22 protein-coding genes and 1 pseudogene are annotated in these 22963 nt (G+C 44.8%); 14 read left to right on the top strand and 9 right to left on the bottom strand.

The genetic code is table 11. From position 1 onward, the window contains the following. Positions 1–101: 101 nt before the first annotated feature. On the bottom strand, positions 102–1040 hold the full coding sequence (xerD, locus tag Q0307_RS04570; protein WP_298657233.1) for a site-specific tyrosine recombinase XerD: 939 nt from the start codon (positions 1038–1040) through the stop codon (positions 102–104). Between the two features lie 66 nt (positions 1041–1106). On the opposite strand from xerD, the gene Q0307_RS04565 reads away from it, so the two are divergent. Next, the gene (locus Q0307_RS04565) at positions 1107–2351 is read left to right on the top strand and encodes a hypothetical protein (protein ID WP_298657230.1); all 1245 of its coding nucleotides are present in this window, start codon (positions 1107–1109) and stop codon (positions 2349–2351) included. Here the strand turns inward: Q0307_RS04565 and Q0307_RS04560 are convergent. After that, positions 2348–2689, bottom strand: a complete 342-nt coding sequence (locus tag Q0307_RS04560; protein WP_298657227.1) for a Rieske (2Fe-2S) protein — start codon at positions 2687–2689, stop codon at positions 2348–2350. The two genes, Q0307_RS04565 and Q0307_RS04560, sit on opposite strands and share 4 nt — an antisense overlap. Further along, the gene (gene mtnA, locus Q0307_RS04555) at positions 2689–3732 is read right to left on the bottom strand and encodes an S-methyl-5-thioribose-1-phosphate isomerase (protein WP_298657224.1); all 1044 of its coding nucleotides are present in this window, start codon (positions 3730–3732) and stop codon (positions 2689–2691) included. Before mtnA ends, Q0307_RS04560 begins: the two co-directional genes overlap by 1 nt. Before the next feature lie 66 nt (positions 3733–3798). On the opposite strand from mtnA, the gene Q0307_RS04550 reads away from it, so the two are divergent. The 4 genes from Q0307_RS04550 to Q0307_RS04535 all read left to right on the top strand — a co-directional run bounded on the left by Q0307_RS04550 (position 3799) and on the right by Q0307_RS04535 (position 7098). Continuing rightward, positions 3799–5118 (top strand): TRZ/ATZ family hydrolase, encoded by a 1320-nt coding sequence (locus tag Q0307_RS04550; protein ID WP_298657221.1) that lies wholly within the window; start codon positions 3799–3801, stop codon positions 5116–5118. Beyond that, complete coding sequence (ubiG, locus tag Q0307_RS04545; RefSeq protein ID WP_298657218.1) at positions 5115–5822, top strand: bifunctional 2-polyprenyl-6-hydroxyphenol methylase/3-demethylubiquinol 3-O-methyltransferase UbiG; 708 nt, start codon at positions 5115–5117, stop codon at positions 5820–5822. The genes Q0307_RS04550 and ubiG overlap by 4 nt, the downstream gene beginning before the upstream one ends. Positions 5823–5825: 3 nt before the next feature. Beyond that, positions 5826–6452 (top strand): hypothetical protein, encoded by a 627-nt coding sequence (locus Q0307_RS04540; protein WP_298657215.1) that lies wholly within the window; start codon positions 5826–5828, stop codon positions 6450–6452. A gap of 70 nt (positions 6453–6522) precedes the next feature. Beyond that, a complete protein-coding gene (locus Q0307_RS04535) occupies positions 6523–7098 on the top strand; it encodes a hypothetical protein (RefSeq protein WP_298657212.1) in 576 nt (191 codons plus the stop codon). A gap of 405 nt (positions 7099–7503) precedes the next feature. Here the strand turns inward: Q0307_RS04535 and Q0307_RS04530 are convergent. The 3 genes and pseudogenes from Q0307_RS04530 to Q0307_RS04520 all read right to left on the bottom strand — a co-directional run. Further along, positions 7504–7686 (bottom strand): annotated as a pseudogene (locus Q0307_RS04530) (IS3 family transposase); the annotation flags it as partial. Between the two features lie 33 nt (positions 7687–7719). After that, positions 7720–8946, bottom strand: coding sequence for a DUF4056 domain-containing protein (locus tag Q0307_RS04525; RefSeq protein ID WP_298657209.1), 1227 nt, complete (start codon positions 8944–8946; stop codon positions 7720–7722). Next, positions 8936–12934 carry a hypothetical protein gene (locus Q0307_RS04520; protein ID WP_298657206.1) on the bottom strand — a complete coding sequence of 1333 codons (3999 nt, stop codon included), beginning with the start codon at positions 12932–12934 and terminating at the stop codon, positions 8936–8938. Before Q0307_RS04520 ends, Q0307_RS04525 begins: the two co-directional genes overlap by 11 nt. A gap of 465 nt (positions 12935–13399) precedes the next feature. On the opposite strand from Q0307_RS04520, the gene Q0307_RS04515 reads away from it, so the two are divergent. The 5 genes from Q0307_RS04515 (at position 13400) to Q0307_RS04495 (ending at position 16461) form a co-directional block, all read left to right on the top strand. Beyond that, positions 13400–13768 (top strand): TusE/DsrC/DsvC family sulfur relay protein, encoded by a 369-nt coding sequence (locus Q0307_RS04515; protein WP_298657203.1) that lies wholly within the window; start codon positions 13400–13402, stop codon positions 13766–13768. 168 nt (positions 13769–13936) lie between these two features. Beyond that, positions 13937–14656 carry a C40 family peptidase gene (locus Q0307_RS04510; protein ID WP_298657200.1) on the top strand — a complete coding sequence of 240 codons (720 nt, stop codon included), beginning with the start codon at positions 13937–13939 and terminating at the stop codon, positions 14654–14656. A gap of 128 nt (positions 14657–14784) precedes the next feature. Next, the gene (gene lysM / locus Q0307_RS04505; RefSeq protein ID WP_298657197.1) at positions 14785–15243 is read left to right on the top strand and encodes a peptidoglycan-binding protein LysM; all 459 of its coding nucleotides are present in this window, start codon (positions 14785–14787) and stop codon (positions 15241–15243) included. Between the two features lie 70 nt (positions 15244–15313). Beyond that, a complete protein-coding gene (locus Q0307_RS04500; RefSeq protein WP_298657194.1) occupies positions 15314–15766 on the top strand; it encodes a hypothetical protein in 453 nt (150 codons plus the stop codon). 65 nt (positions 15767–15831) lie between these two features. Next, positions 15832–16461, top strand: coding sequence for a metallophosphatase domain-containing protein (locus Q0307_RS04495; protein WP_298657191.1), 630 nt, complete (start codon positions 15832–15834; stop codon positions 16459–16461). Between the two features lie 432 nt (positions 16462–16893). Here Q0307_RS04495 and Q0307_RS04490 read toward each other — a convergent pair whose 3' ends face one another. From Q0307_RS04490 to prfB, 3 genes are all read right to left on the bottom strand, one after another. Then, on the bottom strand, positions 16894–17061 hold the full coding sequence (locus Q0307_RS04490) for a hypothetical protein (RefSeq protein WP_298657188.1): 168 nt from the start codon (positions 17059–17061) through the stop codon (positions 16894–16896). 61 nt (positions 17062–17122) lie between these two features. Beyond that, complete coding sequence (gene lysS, locus Q0307_RS04485) at positions 17123–18631, bottom strand: lysine--tRNA ligase (protein WP_298657186.1); 1509 nt, start codon at positions 18629–18631, stop codon at positions 17123–17125. A 15-nt stretch (positions 18632–18646) separates the two neighbouring features. Continuing rightward, a protein-coding gene (gene prfB / locus Q0307_RS04480) for a peptide chain release factor 2 (RefSeq protein ID WP_298657183.1) occupies positions 18647–19742 on the bottom strand; the annotation gives its coding sequence in 2 pieces (ribosomal slippage) (positions 18647–19669 and positions 19671–19742; 1095 coding nt in all). 184 nt (positions 19743–19926) lie between these two features. Here prfB and Q0307_RS04475 point away from each other — a divergent pair. The 4 genes from Q0307_RS04475 (at position 19927) to Q0307_RS04460 (ending at position 22962) form a co-directional block, all read left to right on the top strand. Beyond that, positions 19927–20367 (top strand): Fur family transcriptional regulator, encoded by a 441-nt coding sequence (locus Q0307_RS04475; protein WP_298657180.1) that lies wholly within the window; start codon positions 19927–19929, stop codon positions 20365–20367. 65 nt (positions 20368–20432) lie between these two features. Continuing rightward, positions 20433–21035, top strand: coding sequence for a DUF2796 domain-containing protein (locus tag Q0307_RS04470; RefSeq protein ID WP_298657178.1), 603 nt, complete (start codon positions 20433–20435; stop codon positions 21033–21035). Beyond that, positions 21032–21706 (top strand): ABC transporter ATP-binding protein, encoded by a 675-nt coding sequence (locus Q0307_RS04465; RefSeq protein ID WP_298657175.1) that lies wholly within the window; start codon positions 21032–21034, stop codon positions 21704–21706. Before Q0307_RS04470 ends, Q0307_RS04465 begins: the two co-directional genes overlap by 4 nt. Beyond that, on the top strand, positions 21703–22962 hold the full coding sequence (locus Q0307_RS04460) for an FtsX-like permease family protein (RefSeq protein WP_298657173.1): 1260 nt from the start codon (positions 21703–21705) through the stop codon (positions 22960–22962). Before Q0307_RS04465 ends, Q0307_RS04460 begins: the two co-directional genes overlap by 4 nt. Position 22963 lies beyond the last annotated feature (1 nt).

Below are 22963 nucleotides of genomic sequence, written 5' to 3'. Positions count from 1 at the left end.
AAAATTAAAAGATCGGTTTCTTTACCATAGCATAAGCCACTATTAAAAGCCCATTGACCTTAAGGAACATGCTAGTTTGAAATATTTAATACCTCAAAATTCTAACCACGCGGATGATGTTGGCGATGCAAGTCTTGTAAACGTGCTTTCGCTACATGCGTGTAAATCTGCGTGGTTGACATATCACTATGCCCTAACAACATTTGCACCACCCGCAAATCCGCCCCATGATTTAATAAATGCGTTGCAAAGGCATGGCGTAAAGTATGTGGTGACAGCGGCTTACTAATCCCAGCCTCTGCAGCATAGCGCTTAATCAAATACCAAAATGCTTGCCGTGTCATCCCTGCTCCACGTCCCGTAACAAAAACTTGGGCACAGACAGAATGGCCTTGCATTAGCTCAGGACGTGCAACCTGTAAATAACGCCCAACCCAATCTTGGGCTTCCTCACCTAAGGGTACTAAGCGTTCTTTACCCCCCTTACCTAAAATTCGCACTACACCATGCTGTAAAGATAATTGACCTTGAGTCAAGCCCGTTAGCTCTGAAACACGCAAGCCCGTTGCATACAACAGCTCCAACATAGCACGGTCGCGCAAACCGAGAGCTGAATCAACAGATGGCGCCTGTAATAGCTGTTCTACATCTGCTTCCGATAAAGCATCAGGCAACAAACGCTGTGGACGCGGTGCTTCGATGTTGCCAGTAGGATCAACTTGAATAACACCTTCACGCAGCAGATAACGATAAAAGCGCCGCATCCCAGACAATAAACGTGCAGAACTCGACGGTTTAGCCCCTGCCCGAAATAACTCAGCTAAATAATCAAGCAAATCACTACGTTTGGCAGTCTCCAAAGTTTTCCCTTCCGACCCTAGCCAACTGCATAAGCCGAGTAAATCACTGCGATAAGCATCCAAGGTATTTTTCGCCGCTCCCCGCTCTGCCCAAAAAGCATCCAGAAAGCGATCCAGCAACTCGGTTTCATGGCAGGGGTAATCAGTTTCGATCGTTCGGGATTTTTTTAGGATATTCATGGTCTTGATAGATTAGAGGAGCATTTCGTGCTATGTTCAAACAAAATAATAAAGGGCTTTTATACTATGAATAATTTTATTGATTATCACAGCAATTTGCTTGCGCGTAAGCTGTATCGTGAAAGCCAATCACAAGCAGCCAAGCTGGCACATCATACACCGCTCAGTATTGAAGATATTATTCCTAGTACCGATACGCAAGCAGACTTGCTCGAATATGCCGTTTTTAGCAACCCTGCTTGTGGTCGTTTAGATGGAAAAGAAGCTTTGCAGGGTAGTCAACTGTTTCAAGAAGGCTGGTTCAATTTTTACCCACCACAAGTTAATCTCCTACCTCAACATGAAAATCTCACCAAACTATTTAATCGCCGCCAAGCATTAAAATGTAGCCGCGCCACTCAATATGCCCCACGTCTTTTTATGCTCACCGTTTTAAGTGGTATGTTTGTCTTAGGTTTACTCAGTCAAAATTGGCTCCTACCCTTGCTGACATTAGCTTTAGTGGTAGTCGTATGGTTAAAAACGCATCGAGGCATTCAAGAAAATAGCGCGCATTTAGCCCGTAATCTGTCATGGATTCAACAACAGCAGCAGTTACTTCAGCAGTTAGCAACACAGTGCCAACAACTCACTAAACCCACTGATGCCAAAGTTTTACAGCAAAACTATACCCGCCAATTAGAAGCTTGGTTACAAGACAGCGTGAATGAGTTTTTCCCCTCTCTCCAGCCAGATGAACTGAAAAACCAACTGCAAACGGCCGAGCTTAGTTTTTTCTTGTTAGAAAGTCGGGCAATTCTGCAATTACTCCCACAGGAACCCAGCCCAAATAAAGATACCCTAGAGGCTTTACTAGCCGTTAAAGGTAAAGGCTTATTTGCGCTGCAGCCCTATCCACAATTAGAGGGTCTAAGCCGTTTACATTATCTCTATGCCCTACTCTGCTTCGAACAAGGGCTGGTGATTTGTAGTGCTTTTTATGATTGGGTAAGTAACGAGCTGTATAGCGTACAGCAAGATTTCCATCCTTATCGCGAGATTATGGAAGTGCATCATGGGGATTTACGCCCACAGGAACACAACCCCGTTAAAGGCTATATTAGTGATGAAATTTTCCAACGGCAGATTCGTGAGCCATTGCAAGTAGTAGCTTTAGGCTTAAGAAATGGGCGGCATTATGCTTGTACTTTATCGAAGATTCCTTTGCATCGGCGCACCTACCTGCAAATACCTCATTTATTTTTTACCCATTATTTAAAGCGCGATATTCGCCAATTAATCGCGACTTTAACCAAGCATACTGCTGCTTAATTAAACTCTAACCATACCTGTACGTTATCATCTTCGATACGTACAGGGAAAGACTCTAAAAACTGGCGCACACAAGGCCCACGGATACATAAGCCTGTACTTGGCTCAAACCAAGCTCCATGCATACTGCATTGGATAAACTCATGGTTTGGCTCAAAAAAAGTATGTGGACTCCAATTTAAGGAGACATGCTGATGCGGGCAAGTATTGGCATAAGCATAGATCTGCCCAGCATGTAGTACTACAAAACCTTGTTTAGTCTCCCACCCTTTTTCTAAAGTAAAACCATATTCAGCGCGCACCTGCAAACTGGCATAACTACAAATCGAATACCACATTAGGAACGTTGCAACAAGCTGTTCAGCTTTTCATGATCGGGACGCACCACGATGCCTTTTTCAGTCACCAGAATATCTACCAATTTATTGGGTGTCACATCAAAGGCTGGATTCCAAGCACTCACTTGTGGAGCTGCAATCCGCTGTTGATTCACATTTAAGATTTCATCCGGTGAACGCTCCTCAATCGGAATTTGCTCACCCGTTAAGGTATCCATATCAATAGTGCTAGTGGGTGCGACCACCATAAAGCGCACGCCATGAAAACGTGCCAAGACGGCTAAACTATAAGTACCGATTTTGTTCGCCACATCACCATTCGCCGCAATCCGATCCGCACCTACAATTACCCAAGAAATTTTCCCAAGCTTCATTAAGTGCGCAGCAGCCCCTTCACAAATCAATTGAGTAGGAATTTTATCCCGCATTAACTCCCACGCGGTTAAACGTGAACCCTGCCACCAAGGACGGGTTTCATCCGCATACACTTGCTCGATTTTGCCCTCACTATACGCCGTACGGATCACCCCCAAAGCCGTACCATAGCCACCCGTTGCCAATGAACCAGTATTGCAATGGGTTAAGACGCCATGCGTAGGCTTAATTAGCTCACTCCCTAAGAAACCCATGCGGTGATTAGCATCGATATCCTCTTGATGAATAAGTTGTGCTAAGGCTATTAAAGTATTAATCGGTTCAGGGTCTTGTGCATCAAGCGCTGCAATCATACGTTGCAAGGCCCAGCGCAAGTTAATAGCGGTCGGGCGGGCTGCCGCTAAAACATCGATTTCCGGCTGTAAGCGTGAGCGCCAATCACGCGGATATTGTTTGAACGCTTTGCGGGCTGCCATCAATAAACCATAAGCTGCCGTAATGCCAATGGCAGGCGCACCACGCACGACCATATTGCGGATAGCTTCGGCAGTATCTTCGGCATTATAAATTTGCAAGTATTGTTCTGCATGAGGCAATTTGCGTTGGTCGAGCAATATTAGATGATTATCTTTCCATTCGACAGCGCGAATTGTATCGTTTGGTGGCATGATGGCACTCGAAACTAAGGGGGATAGAGTGCAATTTTACAAGATTATTTGAGCGACAACAGCCCTATGCAGATCGATTTATTAATTAAACCCGGTTGGATAATCACGGTCAATGAGGCAGATCAGATTTTCACAGAGCATGCTGTCGCCGTGCATGCAGGCCGGATACTCAATATTTTGCCCAATGCTGAAGCTGAGCAAACTTATCAAGCCGCCCAAACGGTCGAGCTTCCACAACAAGCTTTACTACCGGGCTTTGTGAATGCACATACCCACGCTGCGATGAGTTTATTACGCGGATTGGCCGATGATTTACCTTTAATGGAATGGCTACAAGAGTATATCTGGCCTGCTGAGCGGCAATGGGCTGATCGCCAATTTGTCTACGATGGCTCGAAACTTGCGATTGCCGAGATGATCCGCTCAGGTACGACTTGTTTTAATGATATGTATTTCTTTGCAGAAGAAACGGTAAAAGCGGTTCAAGACACGGGGATACGTGCTTCCCTTGGAATGATTTTAATTGACTTTCCTACTGCATACGCGCAGGACGCTGCTGACTATTTACAGAAAGGCTTAAGCTTGTATGACAGCATCAAGGACAATCCCCTCATTCAATGCTGTTTTGCGCCACATGCGCCCTATACCGTTTCCGATCAACCCTTACAACAGATGCATAAATTAGCCGAGTACCTCAATATCCCTATTCACATACATGTACATGAAACAGCAGACGAAGTGCGGCAAGCGGTGCAATCTACTCAAGAACGCCCGCTGGCTCGTCTTGAGCGTTTAGGTTTATTAGATCAGCATTTTTTAGCGGTACATATGACCCAACTCCAAGCATCTGAAATTGAGCTGCTAGCGTATAAAGGTGTGCATGTCATACATTGCCCTGAATCGAATTTAAAGCTAGCCAGCGGCTTTTGTCCCGTGGCTAAGTTATTCGCTGCTGGTGTGAATATTGCCTTAGGCACTGATGGCAATGCCAGCAATAATGATTTGGATATGTTGGGTGAAATGCGCACGGCTGCCCTCTTAGCTAAGGCTGTGGCTCAAGATGCAAGTGTAATTTCAGCGCATCAAGTACTGCGTATGGCGACCCTGAATGGTGCAAAAGCTTTAGGGCTAGCGCAAGAAATTGGTTCGATTGAAATTGGTAAAAGTGCTGATTTGATTACAATTAATTTAGGTGGCTTAGAGTCTAAGCCCATGTATGATCCTATCTCGCATTTAGTGTACTGCACGACTCGCGATCAAGTCACCCATGTATGGGTCGCTGGTAAAATCTTATTAGAAGAGCGTAAACTCAGCACCCTAAATGAAGTAGAGCTCATTAACTCTGCTCAACATTGGCAAAGTTTAATTGGAGAAACTGCGGGATGAACGCTGAGCTGAATGTAGATCCCAACGAAATTCGTAAATTTGAAAGCATTGCGCATCGCTGGTGGGATCCTGAAAGCGAATTTAAGCCTTTACATGCCATCAATCCCTTACGTATTAATTATGTAGACGATCGTGCTACTTTAAAAAATAAGCGTGTATTAGATGTTGGGTGTGGTGGCGGTATTTTGGCTGAAAGCATGGCGCGGCGCGGTGCTAGAGTCAAAGGCATTGATTTAGGTGCAGGCCCTTTATCGGTGGCCAGCCTGCATGCCTTAGATTCACAAGTCGAAGTAGATTATCAACAAATTGCGATTGAGGCTTTAGCAGAACAAGAAGCAGGTCAGTACGATATCGTCACCTGTATGGAAATGCTAGAGCATGTTCCTGCCCCTGAATCAGTGATTCAAGCCTGTGCGCGTTTGGTTAAACCGGGTGGTCATGTATTCTTCTCCACGATTAATCGCAATCCTAAAGCTTTTATGCTCGCCGTCGTGGGTGCGGAATATGTACTCAATATGTTGCCGAAAGGTACCCACGAATACGCTAAATTTATCCGCCCCTCTGAATTGGAGTTCGCGGCGCGTCAAGTTCATCTAAGCTTACAAGATATAAAGGGAATGACTTATAACCCTATTTTCCAAAGCTATCGGCTTGGCAAAGATATTGCTGTTAATTATCTCATGCACTTTAAAAAGGAAGAGTAGTTCATGCTTACTCCGAAAAGAATAATAACGATTGGCATAGCGTCGCTGTCAATGCTGCTCTCTGGCTGCGCTGTCCATTTTGATAATGTGGTTGTTACTTCCAGTGGGCGCGCACAGCTAGCAGAAATGGATCCGAAAATGGATCGGAATATTCGCGAATTAGCAGGTGCTTTGCTGTCCTTAGGCCCCTACATTAGCCGCGATGAGGCGATGGATTTAGCCTATGATTCTTATGTGTACCCGATGAAATTAGCCAATGAATGGGGGCTGACTTGGCCACCTATGTACCATAATACTTTGCGTAATGCGAAACTACGCCCTAAAGGTTTATGTGTGGATTGGGCGGATGCCATGATTACAATGGCACGGCGTAAAAACATGAAAACGATGGATATTTATTGGGGCGTATCTAATCGCGGCGACCCTTGGCGTGAACATAGCACCTTGATCGTTACAGCCAAAGGCCAGCCTTTTGATACTGGGATTATCCTTGATCCATGGCGCAATTCCGGCAAGCTTTATTGGTTACACCATATTGAAGATCCGGCCTATAAATGGAAATACCATGCAGGGCCCTTCTCACCTTTACCTCCTTTAGGTCAATCGACGGCCAAGCGCATCGTGCAGTAAGCTAGCTTCAGCAGCGCCTCTAAGCCTTAGCTAAAGAGGCGCTTTCTCTAGCCTAGCAGAGTGCAAAGTCATGCGTATTCGCTTAAAAACCAAGTGGAACCATCAAACTCGTGAAGTCTCTTTAGCCGATACTGTCAGTGTTCTTGCTTTTAATGCTTGGAAAATTGGCATGCAGGCTTTACTTGAGATTGAAAATCAAAACTTCCAAACCGACACCCAATTGCAACGCATGGCAATTATGGAAGAGGTGATGGCATTTCTAGTGCATGTGTTGGATCGCATCGCCTACGCTGAACTCGAAGAAGCTGATCGTCAGAAACTACTCAGTCATTTTGCGTTAAAACTTGCCGACCATATTCAAGACAATACCCGGGATTTTGCAGGTCAGGGCGATTATCGGAATCCTTTCATTAATAAACTTAATACGCGTTTAGCTGATTATGCTGAAACTAGCTGGGATCAAGCAGAACAACTGCCGGGTTTTTCAATGGGCTTAAGCTTTGGACAATATATTGCCGCAAGTTTAGGGCCACGCGACCAACAATGGGCTTTAGACTATATCCAACGCACTCTCATGACCGAGATACTTGAACCTTATAAGCGAGTTCTAATGCGTTTAGGCTTACTCAGTAAAGCTCTTTCATAAATCATTTTTAGCAGTTCGAAGTTGTAAATACCAGCATAAGTTAAAGCGCAAGTTTAGCTGTTAACGCCGGTTTCGACACCGTGAGGCGAGTATCCGAAAGCGTTTCAACCGCGCAAAGATGTGGGTCGTGGCGTTGCATATGCGTACGTATCGCTTTAACCTCTAATCTATGACAGCGCAAGCTGGCAGCGATGGTTTTGATGTCATACGGCTGGTTCTGGTGTTGTAATTTACGTTGAATGCGCTTACGTCATAACCTTGCTTATGCTGTTCAAACTGCTGATTAATCTTTTGACCTAACTACTTTTTCCACTGCATGGTTTGCGTCTTAACCATGCATAAAACCCGCTACGTGATACCCCTGAAACTGATTGATCAGTTATTTCGCAAAGTAGGTTGTACTGGTCAAGCAAAACCAGACACTTTGATTTGAGACTGCTCAAATTCAACGGACGATAAATCGCTATTAGCGGAATGCAGCCGCTCCTGATTGTAATAGCGAATGTAGTGCTCCACATCTTGTTTCATGTATTGGTGGGTCAGGTGATACACCTTCAACAGCCATTCATTTTTGAGGCTACCAAAGAAATGTATCGTCGTACCTTTCATATGAGAAACTGACTACTCAGGCTTATCGAAATTAGCGTTAGAATACAAGTGATCAGGACGATGCTTGTTGGAAAGGCGACTTCTGATTTCTTCCACAATCAAACCCAGTGTCGAGGAGTTAACCTGCCCAGCAATTGAGGAGCTGCCGAAAATGGAGTTGTCTTTGTTATTTGTTTTTTCAACTTTAAAAGAATAGTAGTTCTGCAATGGTACGCCATTCTCATCCTTTGTTGGCAACTTGATACTTACTCTGTAGTTTGACTGTGGCTCTAGTGTTTCTACTAGAGCCTGCTGGCATTCTAGCGGAAGTGGAGTTCGCTTAATATCAGTCAGTAACCACGGGCTTACCATGAAACTAGGGGTGATGCCAGTATATAGATTTTCGTTCAACCCTGTTTCAATGTGCCGCTTGTCGAGGACAAGGTAGGTATCAGGACGCGTACTAGTATCTGTGTTGTAGTGATACCACTTGTTCTTTAGGAATTTGACTGCTTCAATAGTTACGGATTTAGGTTGAGCTCCAAGTTTACGAAGAATCCAAAATAGCGCAATTGACATGGCCTCATTGTACGGTTTGTCTTGGGTAAGGCACGCAAAAAAACCAAGGTAAGCCCCCAGAAGGTTAGAAAAGTTATCCTCAGGCGAAAATGATGAGTAATCCTGCCACGTCTGGTAAGTGGCAATCTCGTGCCAAACAGCAATATCATAAGAGATCGCTGCAGCGATCACTGCGGCTTGGAACGGACTTGGATCAACTCCCTGCTTCTTGATTACGATGATGCGCTTTCCGGTCTCACTTCGAAAGAGGTCAGTATCATCACCAAAAGGTACTTCACCTCCATTCTTAAATTTATTCATAACTTCGCTGGCAAAATACCGTGTGATGTCAGCATGGTCCCGCACATGTCCGAGATCTACAATTCCCCCAAACTTTGTATAGATATGCCCGATTTTATCTATTGAGATGAGCAGTCCCAGAGGCAGACCGTAGTAGTGCTCTCCGAGATCTTCTAGATCCATTGGCTTAGTGCCGCCTCCAAGTGACGAAGATTTTTTCCACCCTAGCGTACAGCCTTTTCTCATCTCTGGCTTTCGGTCAGGATAAGGAGGCCCTTTAATATCCAGCTTCGTGAAATCTGCAGGTGGATTGCGAGCTGTAAACGTAATGTCCTGCGGCGGAATCATTGAAACCACATCACCAAGCAGCAGTTCGATTAACGGTTGGAGACTAAGCATCATGTGATACTCCTTCTAACCCACTCGGTTTGTCTGGAACGAAGTTGAGCGTGGCCTGATGCTGCAAGTAGCCCAATGCTTTCTCCAGTCTTATCTTGAGTTGCTTTGGCTTTACCGGCAGCAACGTGACAGCTTGCTTTTTGTGAACTCCGTTTGGGTCGTGCCGTTGCCATCCGAGTTTGACTGGTGCGCGTGGCTGCTTATTCTGATCACCGGTTCGGCGTTGAGCGCTACGCGGCTTCAATTTTACGCCTGAAAACCTAAGACGATTTGGTGGAGACAGTTGTTGCGCTTGTGATTGCACCACGACAAAGCTGACATTCTGCTGCAATCGGTCTCCACCTTTCTCCAGCACGATAACTGTCAGAACATTCACTCCTTCGACTAGTTGATCAAGTTCGAGGCGAAACTGGATAAGGATACCACTGATACGTTGCCGCAGTGTCGTGCTGATGCGGGAGGCAGAATTTTCCCGACCAGGGAGAGCGTTCACAACCTGTGTCTGAGCGATGCGCCTTCCTAGTTTATCCTGCGTGTTGATGACATGGAATGCAGTCGATGTTGCGCTGGCTTTAGCCGTTGGCTGTTCCTGAAACTCAGAAATGTTAAAAGCGAGCCGAGCACCTTGACTACGCTTTTGCGTGTTGGTCACATGCGTCGGCAGGATGTTGGCCGTATTAGTTACGATACTCGTCAATCGGTTTGTGAATACACCCGTCACGGCGTTAAAACCAGGAACATGGCCAAGGTCGATATCATTTTCATGTGTATGAATGTCGCTGACCGTCCCAGTAACGCCACCTGCGCTGATTACGAGCGATTTGATCGGTACCAGTTCGCCGTTGAGATAAATCATCACGTGCTGAAACTCATCTTTGGCAAGACCAAGAAACGATTGTGGGATGCCGCCGAGCTGTACTTTCACATCCAATGGCTTGGAGTGGCAAGACAATGGAAGTGGATTGAGAATTGCAATCTCGCGAGGAAAGTCTTGGTGGTGATCGGCTTGGACACGATCTAATCGTGCCTTGTTTACAGTCTGTTTCTCCTTCTGAAGCTGAGCCGTAGCTAACTCCAGCTCCTTTGCGAATGCGTCGGCAAGCTTAAAGCAGGCGCTGTTGAGAGCATCGTGATAGAAGTCAAGCTGCTGGATGGTACGGCGGACAACATCAAGGAATGGACTGAGATTAACGTCGATACGCCCCAAGGGAATGTGGATAACTTGGAAGTCAATGGCGACATTGATGTGCGGCTTGGTTCTACCAAAGTGGCTTCGGATATTGTCTTCGATCTTTTCCAGCACTAGCAGGAGTACCTGTTCGGGAAGGTTGTCATTAGGATTGAGTTCACGACAATCAGGGAGTAACTCCTCCAGATCGTCTGAGAGTCCACGGATAGCATCGAGCACCGGTTCGACGATCGGGTTGTCGATCAGTTCATTAACAGCAGACCTGACCAACTGCCGCACCGTTCGCCGACCATTGCTGGGGAGATTCTTGTAAACATCGTTGTTTTCCAGAATCCCCAGTGCGTTGTCAACAAAGAGACCCTTAAGTGCGGTCTTTACAGAGCTACGTAGCTTTGAACCTGACAATACATCGAAGAATTGGTGCAACGCATGATCAGCAGTTTGAAACAAACTAACCATTTGCCTGTTAAGTTGAGTAATCTCATGCTCAAGATCACGCAGGATACCAGCAAGTAAAGTGAGTGTATCCGCTAGTTGCGTTTCCCAATGCAGTAACAGGCCAATAATACTGCTGATAAGTTGTTCTAGTTGCGCAAGGATGTACTTTGCGACAACTAGGAAAAACTGCTCAGTGAACAACGCAAAACGTTCCTTTGAAATTTTCATCAACTCATCGGTCAACTCCCGCAGATCGTTGCAGTTCGGAATGAAGAGCTGATCGGCTAGGCTGTCAAGAAAACTCTGTTCAGCACCCGGTGGAATTGGCTCAAATACCTGATATAGCAATTGTCTTACTCGGGAACGCGTGGCACTAGGCAAAGGGCCAAGCACTTCACCAGCGATTTCCACACAGTCAGCGACGATACTTATAAAATCGGGATCGATGGGTAGATTGAGAACTTGAGTATCTGGGCTGCCTTGGCGGATTTTATCGGCCACAGATTTGCAGCTTCGGTTGGTATGCTCCTGTACAGCAGTAATAAATGTGTCGCCAATGATCACTACGGTTCGGCCAACAAGCAGCATCAGTACCCCAGCAAGCGCTTCGGTAAAATCATTGTTGTCAAACGTCTTGCCTTCCCAGTTCAATATTGCTTGAAGGGCAACATCCTTAACGTATACCACAGCTTCAAACATGACCTCTTCTAGATAAAGACGAAGGTTGGGGTCGTCGATATTCGCCAGAATGTCTGGCAATGCCTGATGGCGAAAGCTATCAGTAATAAAGCGATCCAGTGACAAAACAATTAACCTGAGAGTTTCATGCGGGTCATATTGATTTTGAGTTCCATCAGCAGGAATGAACGAGCCGACGTTCTGAAGAAACAACTTGATAAGTTCGTTCTCTGTCTTCGCAAAATCGCTTGTGAAGACCCGTATAAAATCTCTAGTTTGAGGATTATTCACCAACAATGGATTCAGCACTGCATCATCCACCAGAAACTGAAGCAAATCTGGGTAGGTTAAGTCTTGGCTAGGTGCGCGGCTCAACGTACTATTCACTGCTGCTTTGATGAACGGCAGTGGCTGTGTAGCTAAATTGCCTTTGTATGGTTGTGTATCAGCGGCTACTGTGCCAATGCCGATAGCCATTGCATACGCTGAAGCCTGGTTGATTTTTGAACGCACTGCTTCGAGTAATAATTCGGAGGCGCAATAAAGAATTGAGACAGAATGCACAATTTGTGTATCTATATTCTGACCGTAGACCTTTGAAAGCAAGTTACCGCAGGCCGTGATCAGGTTTTTCCAATAATCAAGGTTCTCTTGTGTGATTTGGAACGGTTCGCCAGGCATACGCATAAGTTGTCCGGCGAGAGTCGATCTTTCTTGACTAGCGTTGTCCCATGCATTTTGGCCGATGTTGTTAATCTTTTGTGTCAGTAGATCATGCATGGTGCCGAGTGCATAGTCGAGCATTTGTCCAAGCAGAAAGCGCTGGCATTCTTCAAGGATAACTTTGACAGCCTCATTGCACAGTGTGTTCATTTCCTGTTTAGAGCCTAATGGATTATTCTCGACAATCTTTCGTCCAACATCATAGGAAATACGCAATGCCATTTTTGCAATAGGCGGGAATATCTGCAAAGTCTCACTAGCTGACTTTGCAGAGGTGGGAAGTATAGTAATAACCTCGCTTAATACTGCATCAACCGCCATGTCAGTTGCTCGACCAAAGAAACGACGGAAGTCTTTAAATTCAGCTCCGGCTGCGAATCCCATTCCAACACCGGCTGCCAGTCCCACACCTGCGTCGACCGTGAAGAAAAAACCTGCGGGTCGTCCTGGCTTATCAATGACACAACCAGTAACAGTTACCGACGCATGCGCTTTTGCGGAAGCTGAGACATTGACTTCGAATACCCCACCGATACTTACTTCCTCAAGAAACATCAAAAGGAGATCAAGCTGCAAGCCAACCATATCTTGATCTCGTGCTGCTAATGCGACGAAATCCCCGATAGAGAGACCTAGATCAACGCGAAGACCGGCAGCCGCCTCAGCAATTGCTTCAGCACGGGCAGCGAACCCTAATTCGTCAAAAAGGTTTAATGGAAACTGGAGTTGAATACCTGCTTGCGCACGAGCGAAGGCAGTTCCCGCAATGCTTGCTCTTACAAATTTTGACAACTCCGCGGATGCATCAGCGAATATCTCGACCCCTAGCTCTACCTTAAGGCCACGTTTGAATCGGGCCACACCTTGAAAATTCAGTCCCGCCCGAGCCTGAGCAGCAGCAAAATCAGTATGAGCACTAGCACCGGCACCAATGATCGGTTGAGAGAAATCAATTCCTGGCATAAAGCTCCACCTTACATTCGTGCAAAAAATAGCGTAATTGCTATGACTTATCTAATGGATACACTCAAAATACATTGCCACAACTTTTTGTTGATACAAATTATATAGAACATTTTTGCTGGGCTAATTGTTTTTCTTTTCAAGGCAGTTTTCGCAAAAATCATGCCGAATTTTCCACTTTTTTTCGTGCTGGCTTATCTGGGTTAGAGGTGACTGCAGCAATGGATTTTAGACTATATCCAACGCACTCTCATGCCCGAGATACTTGAACCTTATAAGCGTGTACTAGCTCGCTTAGGTTTCATTTCCAATCCAGCTTAACTCTCTGTTTAAACTCATAGTTTCTTATCCAGTGAAGAGATAGGGATATTGACCTATTCGCTTTGTCGTATTACTTTTGGGAGATAGAAACCAGCCTAATATTATCTCCTTAGAGATATAAAGCAGATACTACTGGAGAAGACCATGTATAGCCCGATTACCATTGATGAGATGTTTCCGCGCGCAGAGCCTATGCTACGCGTACCACTACCAACCCTTAAAACCAGCCAGACCTATGCTTTGATTGAGTGGCGTGCTAAAGAATTACAATTAAAACTCACAGAACCACATCGTGAAGTCATTGAGTTTGTTTTGGATTTTTATGAGCATTGCGATGACTGTGAAAATGCACGTGCTTTAGCTGACCTAATGCATGAAGAATTTATCTTCCAAGGTGGCAGGCGTTATCTCTATAAGCTCTTTCCCGCAGGGCCCTTAAATACGATTCATTACCTAGCTGATTTGCCAGCCCTCAAATACGAAACCGACCCAAGCTCTGGCATTCGTTTCTAAATTTGCTGATCTTCCCGCAGGCTAGCGATCTTGCTAGCCTCTAGCTACCGTTTATAAGCAATCCAAGCCTAATTCTATTCTGTCAAGCTCGCGTTCACCTTGTTTTTTTGAGAATAAGCTCATTAAAATTTTATAAACCCGAATTAATAAAAATTAGAAGGTAGAACGATGGGCAAACTGACAACGGCTACTTGGGTACCGGGGGCGATGTTGGCACTTGGACATTTAAGTCTAGTACCCAACACGGCGAAAGCAGACTATGCTACCTATTACCCCCAAGAAGACCCTTATCAAATACAACGTGCGTCTTATCAGCCTAATAATCAGCGAGTGTTTAATGGTTGGACACCTAAACTAGATGTACCACCTGATCTTCAACCCTATACTGATAACAATAATCAGGGCTTTTATAATCCCAAAACTGAAACTTATCGTGCACAATCCTATCAACCAGCTCAGCCTAGTTATCAAGTGGCAGCCCCCCAAACACCTGTGCGTAGTAAAAAACTCAATCCTACCCGCAAGGAAATTTTGAAAACTGCTTATCAATCTTTAGGCATTACTTATCGTTGGGGCGGCAACACACCTCGTGAAGGGTTTGACTGCAGTGGTTTAACTAAATTTACACATAAAAATGTTCATCTAAGTATTCCACGTACAGCCCTTGAACAAAGTAGAGCAAGCCGTACTATTAATCGTCGTGATCTTAAACCCGGCGATATGATTTTCTTCCGTACTAGTGGCAAAAAAGTAAATCACGTAGGCATTTATGTGGGTGATGGAAAGTTTATCCATGCCGCATCAGGGGGGGGGAAAGTGACTCTAGATGACTTACGACGCGCCTACTGGCAACAACGTCTTGTCAAGTACGGAACATTTTTAGCTTAAGTTTGAACCCTGGACTTAATAAGCTAGACTTAGCTAATGATTAATTGCCACGGTGAGTGCATTTAGGCTTATACTCACTATAGGCTTGTCATGCCGTATTTGAATCATTTATCTGGAAGGAGATAACTATGGGTTTATTTGATTTTGCAGCGAACATCGGTAAGAAACTGTTTGGTCATGATGATCCGCCTGAGCAGCAAGCAGCGAAGGTACAAGAACACATCCAAGCAGCAAATCCCGGTGTTGATAACCTGCAAGTACAAGTCTCTAATGGGGTAGCGACCATTAAAGGCGATGCAAAGTCTCCAGAAGCTTTAGAAAAAGCGATCCTGATGGCAGGCAATGCAATGGGTATCCAAGAGGTTAAAGCGGCTGAAGCGACTGTGGCAGGTCAAGCTGCACAATTAGCCAATGATGACGAGTTCTACATCATTGAAAAAGGCGATACCTTATGGAAAATCGCTGAAAAAGCGTATGGCAATGGTTCTAAATACAATGCGATTTTTGAAGCGAATCGTGAGGTTATCCAAGACCCAGATAAAATCTTCCCCGGCCAAAAAATTCGCATTCCAAGCAAATTAAAATAAGTTTTAGTCCACCCACTAATAACTCTGAGAAGCCACCTACGGGTGGCTTTTCTTCTGGGAGTAGTTCGTTATGCTGCTGACTCAAGCCTTACCTATCATTGGCTTTCTGAAAGGCTGGGCAATCTTAACTATCCTATTACTCCCTATCAGTCTTGCTTTAACTTACTTTATCACCGTGATGGGCGCAGCTACCCCTTCCCAGCCTAATGTTTCCAAAACCTTGCTCACCGTACTGGGTTTTATTTATGGCTTACCTTTAGTCGGCTTAATCGCTCTATTGGTGCTGGCTAAAGGTGCTGATTTTATTTTACAGATAATCCCGTTGAGCCAATTCGCTGTATCGTGGCTTGGCATTGCAATGGCCTCTATCTTGCTGGTGATTTTTGGCAATATTTTTATTGATCATCTGTATCAATTTAAACAAGGCAATTATGCTCTCTCAGGCGCAGCGCTATTCCTTATTTTTGGTTTTGCTATTGCGCTCTATTGGGCTGCAAAAATTCACATTCCGTGGATTTCCTAATACCTCAATGCTCGATAATCGCCTACCCTCTAGGACTAGATAGTTTTTAGCTAAAGGACTTGTGCATGCAACTAACGTTTATCTCCGACACGCATTCATTACATCGTCAATTACAATTAGCAAGCGGTGAGATTTTAGTGCATTGCGGGGATTTCACCCGACATGGTGATGTTGAGGATGTAGAGGATTTTGCCCAATTCATGGCAGCACAAGACTTTAAGCATAAAATAGTCATTGCAGGTAATCATGATTGGTGCTTTGAAGATGAACGTCGTTTGGCGGCAGAAGCCTGCTTAGCTTACTACGGCATTCACTATCTTAATGATTCTGGCATTGAGTTAGAGGGCTTGAAATTTTGGGGTTCACCCATTCAACCCGCTTTTAGCAACTGGGCGTTTAATCGCAAACGTGGCGAAGAAATTCGCCGACATTGGGATTTAATTCCTAAAGATACTGATATTTTACTGACTCATGGCCCCGCTTTTGGGATTTTGGATGAGTGCTATGATGGAGTGAAAGTTGGCTGTGAAATGCTACTTGAAATCGTTGAACAGATTCAGCCAAAAATTCATGCCTTTGGACATATCCACGAAGAATATGGTACGCATGAATATAAGGGTACAATTTTTGTAAATGCCTGTAGCTTGGATGAACACTATAGTTTGGTTAATCCACCGATAGTTTTGAATATTTAAACCGATTCTACGCTATTTTTCAGTTTAAGCAGTTAGGTTGAATTATTCCTGAATCAACATAAATATGTTAAGATCATATACTTAGTTAACCTTTAGTTATTCGCTTATCTTATCTAAGTAGCAGGCTAGAACACTTGCTGAGAAATACTAATCTATATTATTCTAAGATAATCTATTTTCTAAATCTTTCAAAATAGCTTATCAGAACAGCACTGAACCTAGATATTAACTAACTTTATTTTAAAACTTATAGTAACTTCAAACAATTGAGCACAGTCCTTTCCATAAGTATCATATTTCGTTGGCCTTAATTCGTGGCCTCGACAACAAAAATTTTTCACAAGAAGAGCTTGGCCCTTTTCAATCATTTCTCTGATTAAGGAATACAGTTTATTAGGCAAATCTAGGCCTCCTCCCGAGCAAGCTAAGTTGCTACAACCTACAAAATCCAATCTGATCATAATTAAAGGATTGGCTAGCTTCATCTTTCGAGTAATTACCGCACTTACCCTGACGCACCAATACCAAAAAAGAACTAGGCTCAATCTCAGGAAAAGCTTGCACAAAAGAAATGCTTTCAGTTCCCAATAAATAATTCATTTAAGGCTCCTTCAATTAAGTACAGGGATAATTATCAAATTATCTCTGCACACTTGAAACATTACTCAGGCCGCATATGTGGAAAAAGTATCACATCCCTTATCGACGGCGCATCAGTAAATAACATCACCAAGCGATCAATCCCAATCCCCTCACCAGCAGTCGGTGGCATCCCATATTCCAGTGCACGCACGAAATCGGCATCGTAGAACATGGCTTCATCATCGCCGGCTTCTTTCTCACGTACTTGCTGGAGGAAGCGCTCGGCTTGGTCTTCTGCGTCATTCAACTCAGAGAAACCATTGCCAATTTCACGCCCACCGATATAGAACTCAAAGCGGTCAGTGACGAAAGGATTCTCGTCATTCAAACGTGCCAGTGGTGATACTTCTGCGGGATGCTGCATGACGAAAGTGGGCTGTTGCAATAAATGCTCAACCGTTTCTTCAAAAATCGCCACTTGCACTTTGCCCAAACCGTCACTGTCTTTAATCGGGGCATGCACTTGCTTGGCAATCACCCGTGCAGATTCAAGATGATCGATTTGCTCAGTGGTAACATCTGGGTTGTATTTCAAAATCGCATCGCGAATAGTAATCCGCTCGAAGGGCTTAGCAAAATCAAAGACCTGACCTTGATAAGGGACTTCCGTGCTACCTAACAAATCTGCCGCTAAGCCTTTAAATAAAGCTTCGGTCAAATCCATCATATCAATGTAAGTGGCATAAGCTTGGTAGAATTCAATCATGGTGAATTCAGGATTATGCCGCACCGACACGCCTTCATTACGGAAATTGCGATTGATTTCAAACACGCGTTCGAAGCCACCGACCACCAAACGCTTCAGATAAAGCTCTGGCGCAATACGCAAGTACATGGATAAATCGAGCGCATTGTGATGGGTAATAAATGGACGCGCACTCGCCCCCCCCGGAATCACTTGCAGCATCGGCGTTTCGACTTCCATGTAATCGCGCTGGGTGAAGAAATTACGGATATAGCTAATGATTTTCGAGCGCATGCGGAAAGTATTACGGCTTTCCTCATTCATAATCAGATCAATATAACGCTGCCGATAACGCTGCTCTTGATCAGTTAAACCGTGGAATTTTTCTGGTAAAGGGCGCAATGATTTAGTTAATAAGCGTACCGTATTGGCTTTAACTGACAACTCGCCGGTTTGGGTTTTAAACAACACACCTTCAACGGCAATAATATCGCCAATATCTTGATGCTTATAAGCGTCAAAACTTGCTTCACCAACCCGTTGCAGTTGCACATACACTTGAATGCGCCCTGAGGTATCCGACACAGTAGCAAAACTTGCTTTACCCATCATCCGCCGCAGCATGACTCGCCCTGCAACAGAAACCTTGACTTCATTGGCTTCAAACCATTCTTTTTCATGCTCACCATAAGCCGCATGCAAATCAGCAGCCTTATGCTCGCGCAGCACCTCATTCGGGAAAGCATTCCCTTGTGCGCGCAAGGCCGCTAGTTTTTCACGACGTTGCTGGATTAATTGATTATCGTCTTGATGAGCGTGTTGCTGATTCTCTAGTTCACTCATGGTCATCTGTCCGCTTTATAGTCCACTTTTCAGGCTCGCCTCAATAAAGCGGTCGAGTCCACCATCTAACACTGCTTGGGTATTGGAAGTTTCTACGCCGGTGCGTAAATCCTTAATCCGCGACTGATCTAATACATACGAACGAATCTGACTGCCCCAACCTACATCAGATTTGGTTTGCTCCAAAGCCTGCTTCTCTTCGCTACGTTTGAGCAATTCCAGTTCATACAACTTAGCACGCAACTGCTTCATCGCGGTGTCTTTATTCTGATGCTGTGAGCGTCCATTTTGGCATTGCACCACCGTATTGGTCGGCAAATGGGTAATCCGTACCGCTGACTCTGTACGGTTGACGTGCTGACCACCCGCTCCTGAAGCCCGATACACATCAATACGCAAATCGGCGGGGTTAATATCTATTTCGATGTTGTCATCAATCTCTGGGGAGACAAACACGGCTGCAAAGGAAGTATGCCGCATTCCATTAGAACTAAATGGTGACTTCCGCACTAAGCGATGCACACCGGTTTCAGTTCGCAACCAACCGAAAGCATATTCACCTTCAAAGCTAATCGTCGCGCTCTTAATCCCTGCCACATCACCGGCTGAGGCTTCGATCAATTCAGTTTTAAAACCTTTCGCCTCACCCCAACGCAAATACATCCGCAAAATCATTTCCGCCCAATCTTGCGCTTCCGTCCCGCCCGCTCCCGATTGAATATCAAGGAAGGCATTATTCCGATCCAGCTCACCGGAGAACATACGCTGGAATTCAAGCTTCTCGACTTCCTGTTCTAAGGAATCGACTTCAGCAATGACATCATTTGCGCTGCTTTCATCGCCTTCGGCTTCGGCCATTTCCAAGAGATCATTCGCGTCGGTTAAACCATTGCTAAGGCGCTTAATACCGCCCACCACATTATCTAAAAATGCACGCTCTTTGCCCAAAGCTTGAGCATAATCGGGATTATCCCAGATTTTTGGGTCTTCTAATTCGCGATTGACTTCTTCGAGGCGTTCGTGCTTAGTTTCATAGTCAAAGATACCCCCTCAGCGCCTCTAAGCGCGCTTGTAGATCTTTGATTTTGGTGTAAATCAGATTCAGTTCCATGCTGCGGCCAACACTCTGTATACAAAAAGAAAAGCGCGGATGATAGCAATTTTGTGTATCAGTGCCTAGATAGACAGCTAGTCTAAGCCTATAGCTTTCACTACACTAATTGAATGGAGATTACTGAGCTTAATTGCAGATAGTAATTGCAAATAGATTGCAGGCATATTTATGAATGTATCCTATGAAAACTAATACAGAACAAAATTTAGCCCAACAGCTACTATGGAAAGTCAATGGACGAACAACTCCAGCACGTTTAGGCGTGCTCGAATTATTATTAACTGCTAAAACAGCACTAAGTCACCAAGAACTCGAGCAAGCTGCCACACAAACAGGCTTAGTAGCGGATCGGGTTACACTCTATCGCACTTTAGATTGGCTAGTTGAACAAGGAATTGCGCATCGTATCTCCAGTCATGACCGTACTTGGCGCTACAAAGCACAAGCTGAATTAGCCAGTCCACACGCCCATTTTCAATGTAGGCAATGCAGTCAAGTTTTTTGTTTAGAGAACTTACAACCAGCCCTACTCTTCAAACTCCCTGAAGGCTATCAATTAGAGGACATTGAATTAAAGCTGCAAGGTATTTGTCCCACTTGCGCTCCAAAAAATGCAACATAGTTGCATTTAAAACTTAAGGCATCTAGAATTAAATGCAACTTAATTGCATTTTTAGAAGAGGACTTATGTTTCAGCTACGTTTAACACTCTTAGTTAGTTTTTTAGCCTTAGCCGCTATCAGCCAAGCTGATTCTATAAGAGCCGTCGAAGAGCAATCATACGAAGAACACGGAACTCATCAGCATGGTGTCGCGCATTTAAGGATTGCCCTTGCCGATAAATTAGTGGAGATCACTCTCGACTCACCTGCTGCGAATGTGTATGGTTTTGAACATGAGGCAAGTTCAGAAGCTGATAAAAAAGTGGTAGCTGAAACTTCAGCCAAATTAGCAGCGGGTGCTGACTTATTTGCCTTGGACGCAGCAGCACAATGTAAATTTGAGAAAGCAGAATTAGCAGGTGGGCAAGTAGAGAATGAAAAGTCTACCGAAAATACTGAACGGGATAAACATGAGCACGAGCATGCAGCGAATGACGAACCAACCCATCGCGATGTGGTTGTCAATTGGCTGTTTAGTTGTGCACAACCCACCGCCTTAAAAACTATCACGCCCCAGTTTTTCACGACCTTTAGTGGCTTTAAAAAATTAGAAGTGGAATGGGTAACTGGGCAAAATGCTTCAGCCGCGACTTTAGAAACAAATGAGCCGATTAAGTTAATTCCATGAAAGTGATTGAGCTACACGATTTGCGTTTTTGCTGGCCGAATCAGGCTAGTAATACCTTGTCGTTAGATGAACTGATAGTAATGCAGGGCGAGCACCTGTTTATTCGGGGTGCAAGCGGCAGTGGTAAAACCACTTTATTAAATTTACTAGCGGGTATTCTCACACCTAACCGTGGTCAATTACAGGTATTAGAACAAGGGCTAACCCAGCTTTCCCCAGCGGCACGAGATCGTTTTCGGGCCGATCATCTAGGCATTATTTTCCAACAATTCAATTTACTCCCCTATCTGTCCGTGTTGGACAATGTGACATTGCCTTGTGAATTTTCTAAGCGGCGACGCGAGCAAGTAGGTGATGTATCCGCCACTGCCATACGCTTATTGGAACATTTAGGCCTAAGCACACCGATGAATACCCGCGCAGTGACTGCCTTAAGTGTGGGGCAACAACAACGAGTTGCTGTGGCACGCGCTCTCATAGGTAAACCAGAATTGATTATTGCCGATGAGCCAACTTCGGCCTTAGATACCGATACTCGCGATCATTTCCTCAAGCTCTTATTCAGCGAAGCGGAAGCACAAGGCAGTACGATTATCTTTGTGAGCCACGACCCACAAATAGCACACTATTTTCCACGTAGTTTAGATTTGCAGCAGGTCAATTCAAGATGATTTTGCTGAAATTAACCCTGCTGAGTCTCTGGAATCGCCGATCGAGTGTGTTGCTTACCATCTTAGCTATTGCCATTAGTATCGCTTTATTACTAGGCGTGGACTACATTCGTAAAGAAGCAAAAGCCAGTTTCTTAAGTACGATTTCTGGTACGGATTTAGTGGTGGGCGCACGGAGTGGTTCGGTGCAATTATTGCTTTACAGCGTGTTTCGTATAGGAAATGCCACCAACAATATTAGCTGGAAATCCTATCAAGAACTTGCTGCCAATCCACAAATTGCTTGGACCATTCCGCTTTCCTTAGGGGATTCGCACCGAGGTTTTCGTGTCTTGGGCACCAACCAAGATTATTTCCGCTATTATCGTTTTGGCGATAAACGCACACTGGAATTCGCCCAAGGTCAAGCCTTTGCTGGAGTGTTTGATACGGTATTAGGCGCGGAAGTTTCCCGTAAATTGGGCTATCAACTCGGTGATAAAATCGTAATTGCTCACGGGACGAGTACAGTGAGCACGGCCTTACATGCAGATAAACCTTTTACAGTCACCGGTATTCTCAAACCGACGGGTACACCGCTAGATCGTACTGTACATATCACCTTGGAAGGTTTGGAAGCTGTACACATTGATTGGGTGGCAGGTACAAAAATCAGTGGCTATAGTATTAGCGCCGAAGAAGCGGTAAAGAAAAACCTGCAACCTAAACTGATTACAGCGTTTTTGCTTGGCTTGAAAACACGCACGACTGCCTTTCAGGTACAGCGCGAAATTAATCATTATAAGCGTGAACCACTGCTAGCGATTTTGCCCGGTGTAGCACTGGCTGATTTATGGCAAGCCTTGGGTCTATTTGAAACCGTCTTACGCATTATCAGTGGCTTTGTGGTGATAGCAGGCTTGGTGGGCATGTTGACAACGGTGCTCTCTACCCTCAATGAGCGGCGGCGCGAAATGGCGATTTTACGCGCAGTCGGTGCACATCCCTACCATATTCTTCTGCTGTTTATCTTAGAAGCCTTAGTATTAACCTTAGTGGGATGTTTGCTTGGTATGCTGCTAGTGTCTGTTCTAGTCTGGACGGCACAACCGTGGGTGATCGCAGAATATGGTTTTTATTTACGCACATGGCTACCCGACTCAAGCAGCTTAGGTTTGATTACTTTAGTAGCAAGCTTAGCCCTAATTTTAAGTTTATTGCCCGGAACTATCGCCTACCGACGCTCATTGCAAGATGGTTTAACGATCAGAACTTAGT

The organism is uncultured Thiothrix sp., assembly GCF_937873765.1.
Classification (GTDB): Bacteria; Pseudomonadota; Gammaproteobacteria; order Thiotrichales; family Thiotrichaceae; genus Thiolinea.
This window is presented reverse-complemented; position numbering and strand designations above follow the sequence as displayed.

What these genes read in the sequence shown, in the direction of transcription:
- Q0307_RS04475 (WP_298657180.1), top strand. Translation starts at nt 19,927, where the DNA reads ATGAAAACTAATACAGAACAAAATTTAGCCCAACAGCTACTATGGAAA.
- Q0307_RS04560 (WP_298657227.1), bottom strand. Translation starts at nt 2,689, where the DNA reads ATGTGGTATTCGATTTGTAGTTATGCCAGTTTGCAGGTGCGCGCTGAA.
- Q0307_RS04460 (WP_298657173.1), top strand. Translation starts at nt 21,703, where the DNA reads ATGATTTTGCTGAAATTAACCCTGCTGAGTCTCTGGAATCGCCGATCG.
- mtnA (WP_298657224.1), bottom strand. Translation starts at nt 3,732, where the DNA reads ATGCCACCAAACGATACAATTCGCGCTGTCGAATGGAAAGATAATCAT.
- Q0307_RS04525 (WP_298657209.1), bottom strand. Translation starts at nt 8,946, where the DNA reads ATGATGCTTAGTCTCCAACCGTTAATCGAACTGCTGCTTGGTGATGTG.
- Q0307_RS04520 (WP_298657206.1), bottom strand. Translation starts at nt 12,934, where the DNA reads ATGCCAGGAATTGATTTCTCTCAACCGATCATTGGTGCCGGTGCTAGT.
- lysM (WP_298657197.1), top strand. Translation starts at nt 14,785, where the DNA reads ATGGGTTTATTTGATTTTGCAGCGAACATCGGTAAGAAACTGTTTGGT.
- Q0307_RS04500 (WP_298657194.1), top strand. Translation starts at nt 15,314, where the DNA reads ATGCTGCTGACTCAAGCCTTACCTATCATTGGCTTTCTGAAAGGCTGG.
- Q0307_RS04465 (WP_298657175.1), top strand. Translation starts at nt 21,032, where the DNA reads ATGAAAGTGATTGAGCTACACGATTTGCGTTTTTGCTGGCCGAATCAG.
- ubiG (WP_298657218.1), top strand. Translation starts at nt 5,115, where the DNA reads ATGAACGCTGAGCTGAATGTAGATCCCAACGAAATTCGTAAATTTGAA.
- Q0307_RS04550 (WP_298657221.1), top strand. Translation starts at nt 3,799, where the DNA reads ATGCAGATCGATTTATTAATTAAACCCGGTTGGATAATCACGGTCAAT.
- Q0307_RS04565 (WP_298657230.1), top strand. Translation starts at nt 1,107, where the DNA reads ATGAATAATTTTATTGATTATCACAGCAATTTGCTTGCGCGTAAGCTG.
- lysS (WP_298657186.1), bottom strand. Translation starts at nt 18,631, where the DNA reads ATGAGTGAACTAGAGAATCAGCAACACGCTCATCAAGACGATAATCAA.
- Q0307_RS04535 (WP_298657212.1), top strand. Translation starts at nt 6,523, where the DNA reads ATGCGTATTCGCTTAAAAACCAAGTGGAACCATCAAACTCGTGAAGTC.
- xerD (WP_298657233.1), bottom strand. Translation starts at nt 1,040, where the DNA reads ATGAATATCCTAAAAAAATCCCGAACGATCGAAACTGATTACCCCTGC.
- Q0307_RS04540 (WP_298657215.1), top strand. Translation starts at nt 5,826, where the DNA reads ATGCTTACTCCGAAAAGAATAATAACGATTGGCATAGCGTCGCTGTCA.
- Q0307_RS04515 (WP_298657203.1), top strand. Translation starts at nt 13,400, where the DNA reads ATGTATAGCCCGATTACCATTGATGAGATGTTTCCGCGCGCAGAGCCT.
- Q0307_RS04470 (WP_298657178.1), top strand. Translation starts at nt 20,433, where the DNA reads ATGTTTCAGCTACGTTTAACACTCTTAGTTAGTTTTTTAGCCTTAGCC.
- Q0307_RS04490 (WP_298657188.1), bottom strand. Translation starts at nt 17,061, where the DNA reads ATGAATTATTTATTGGGAACTGAAAGCATTTCTTTTGTGCAAGCTTTT.
- Q0307_RS04495 (WP_298657191.1), top strand. Translation starts at nt 15,832, where the DNA reads ATGCAACTAACGTTTATCTCCGACACGCATTCATTACATCGTCAATTA.
- Q0307_RS04510 (WP_298657200.1), top strand. Translation starts at nt 13,937, where the DNA reads ATGGGCAAACTGACAACGGCTACTTGGGTACCGGGGGCGATGTTGGCA.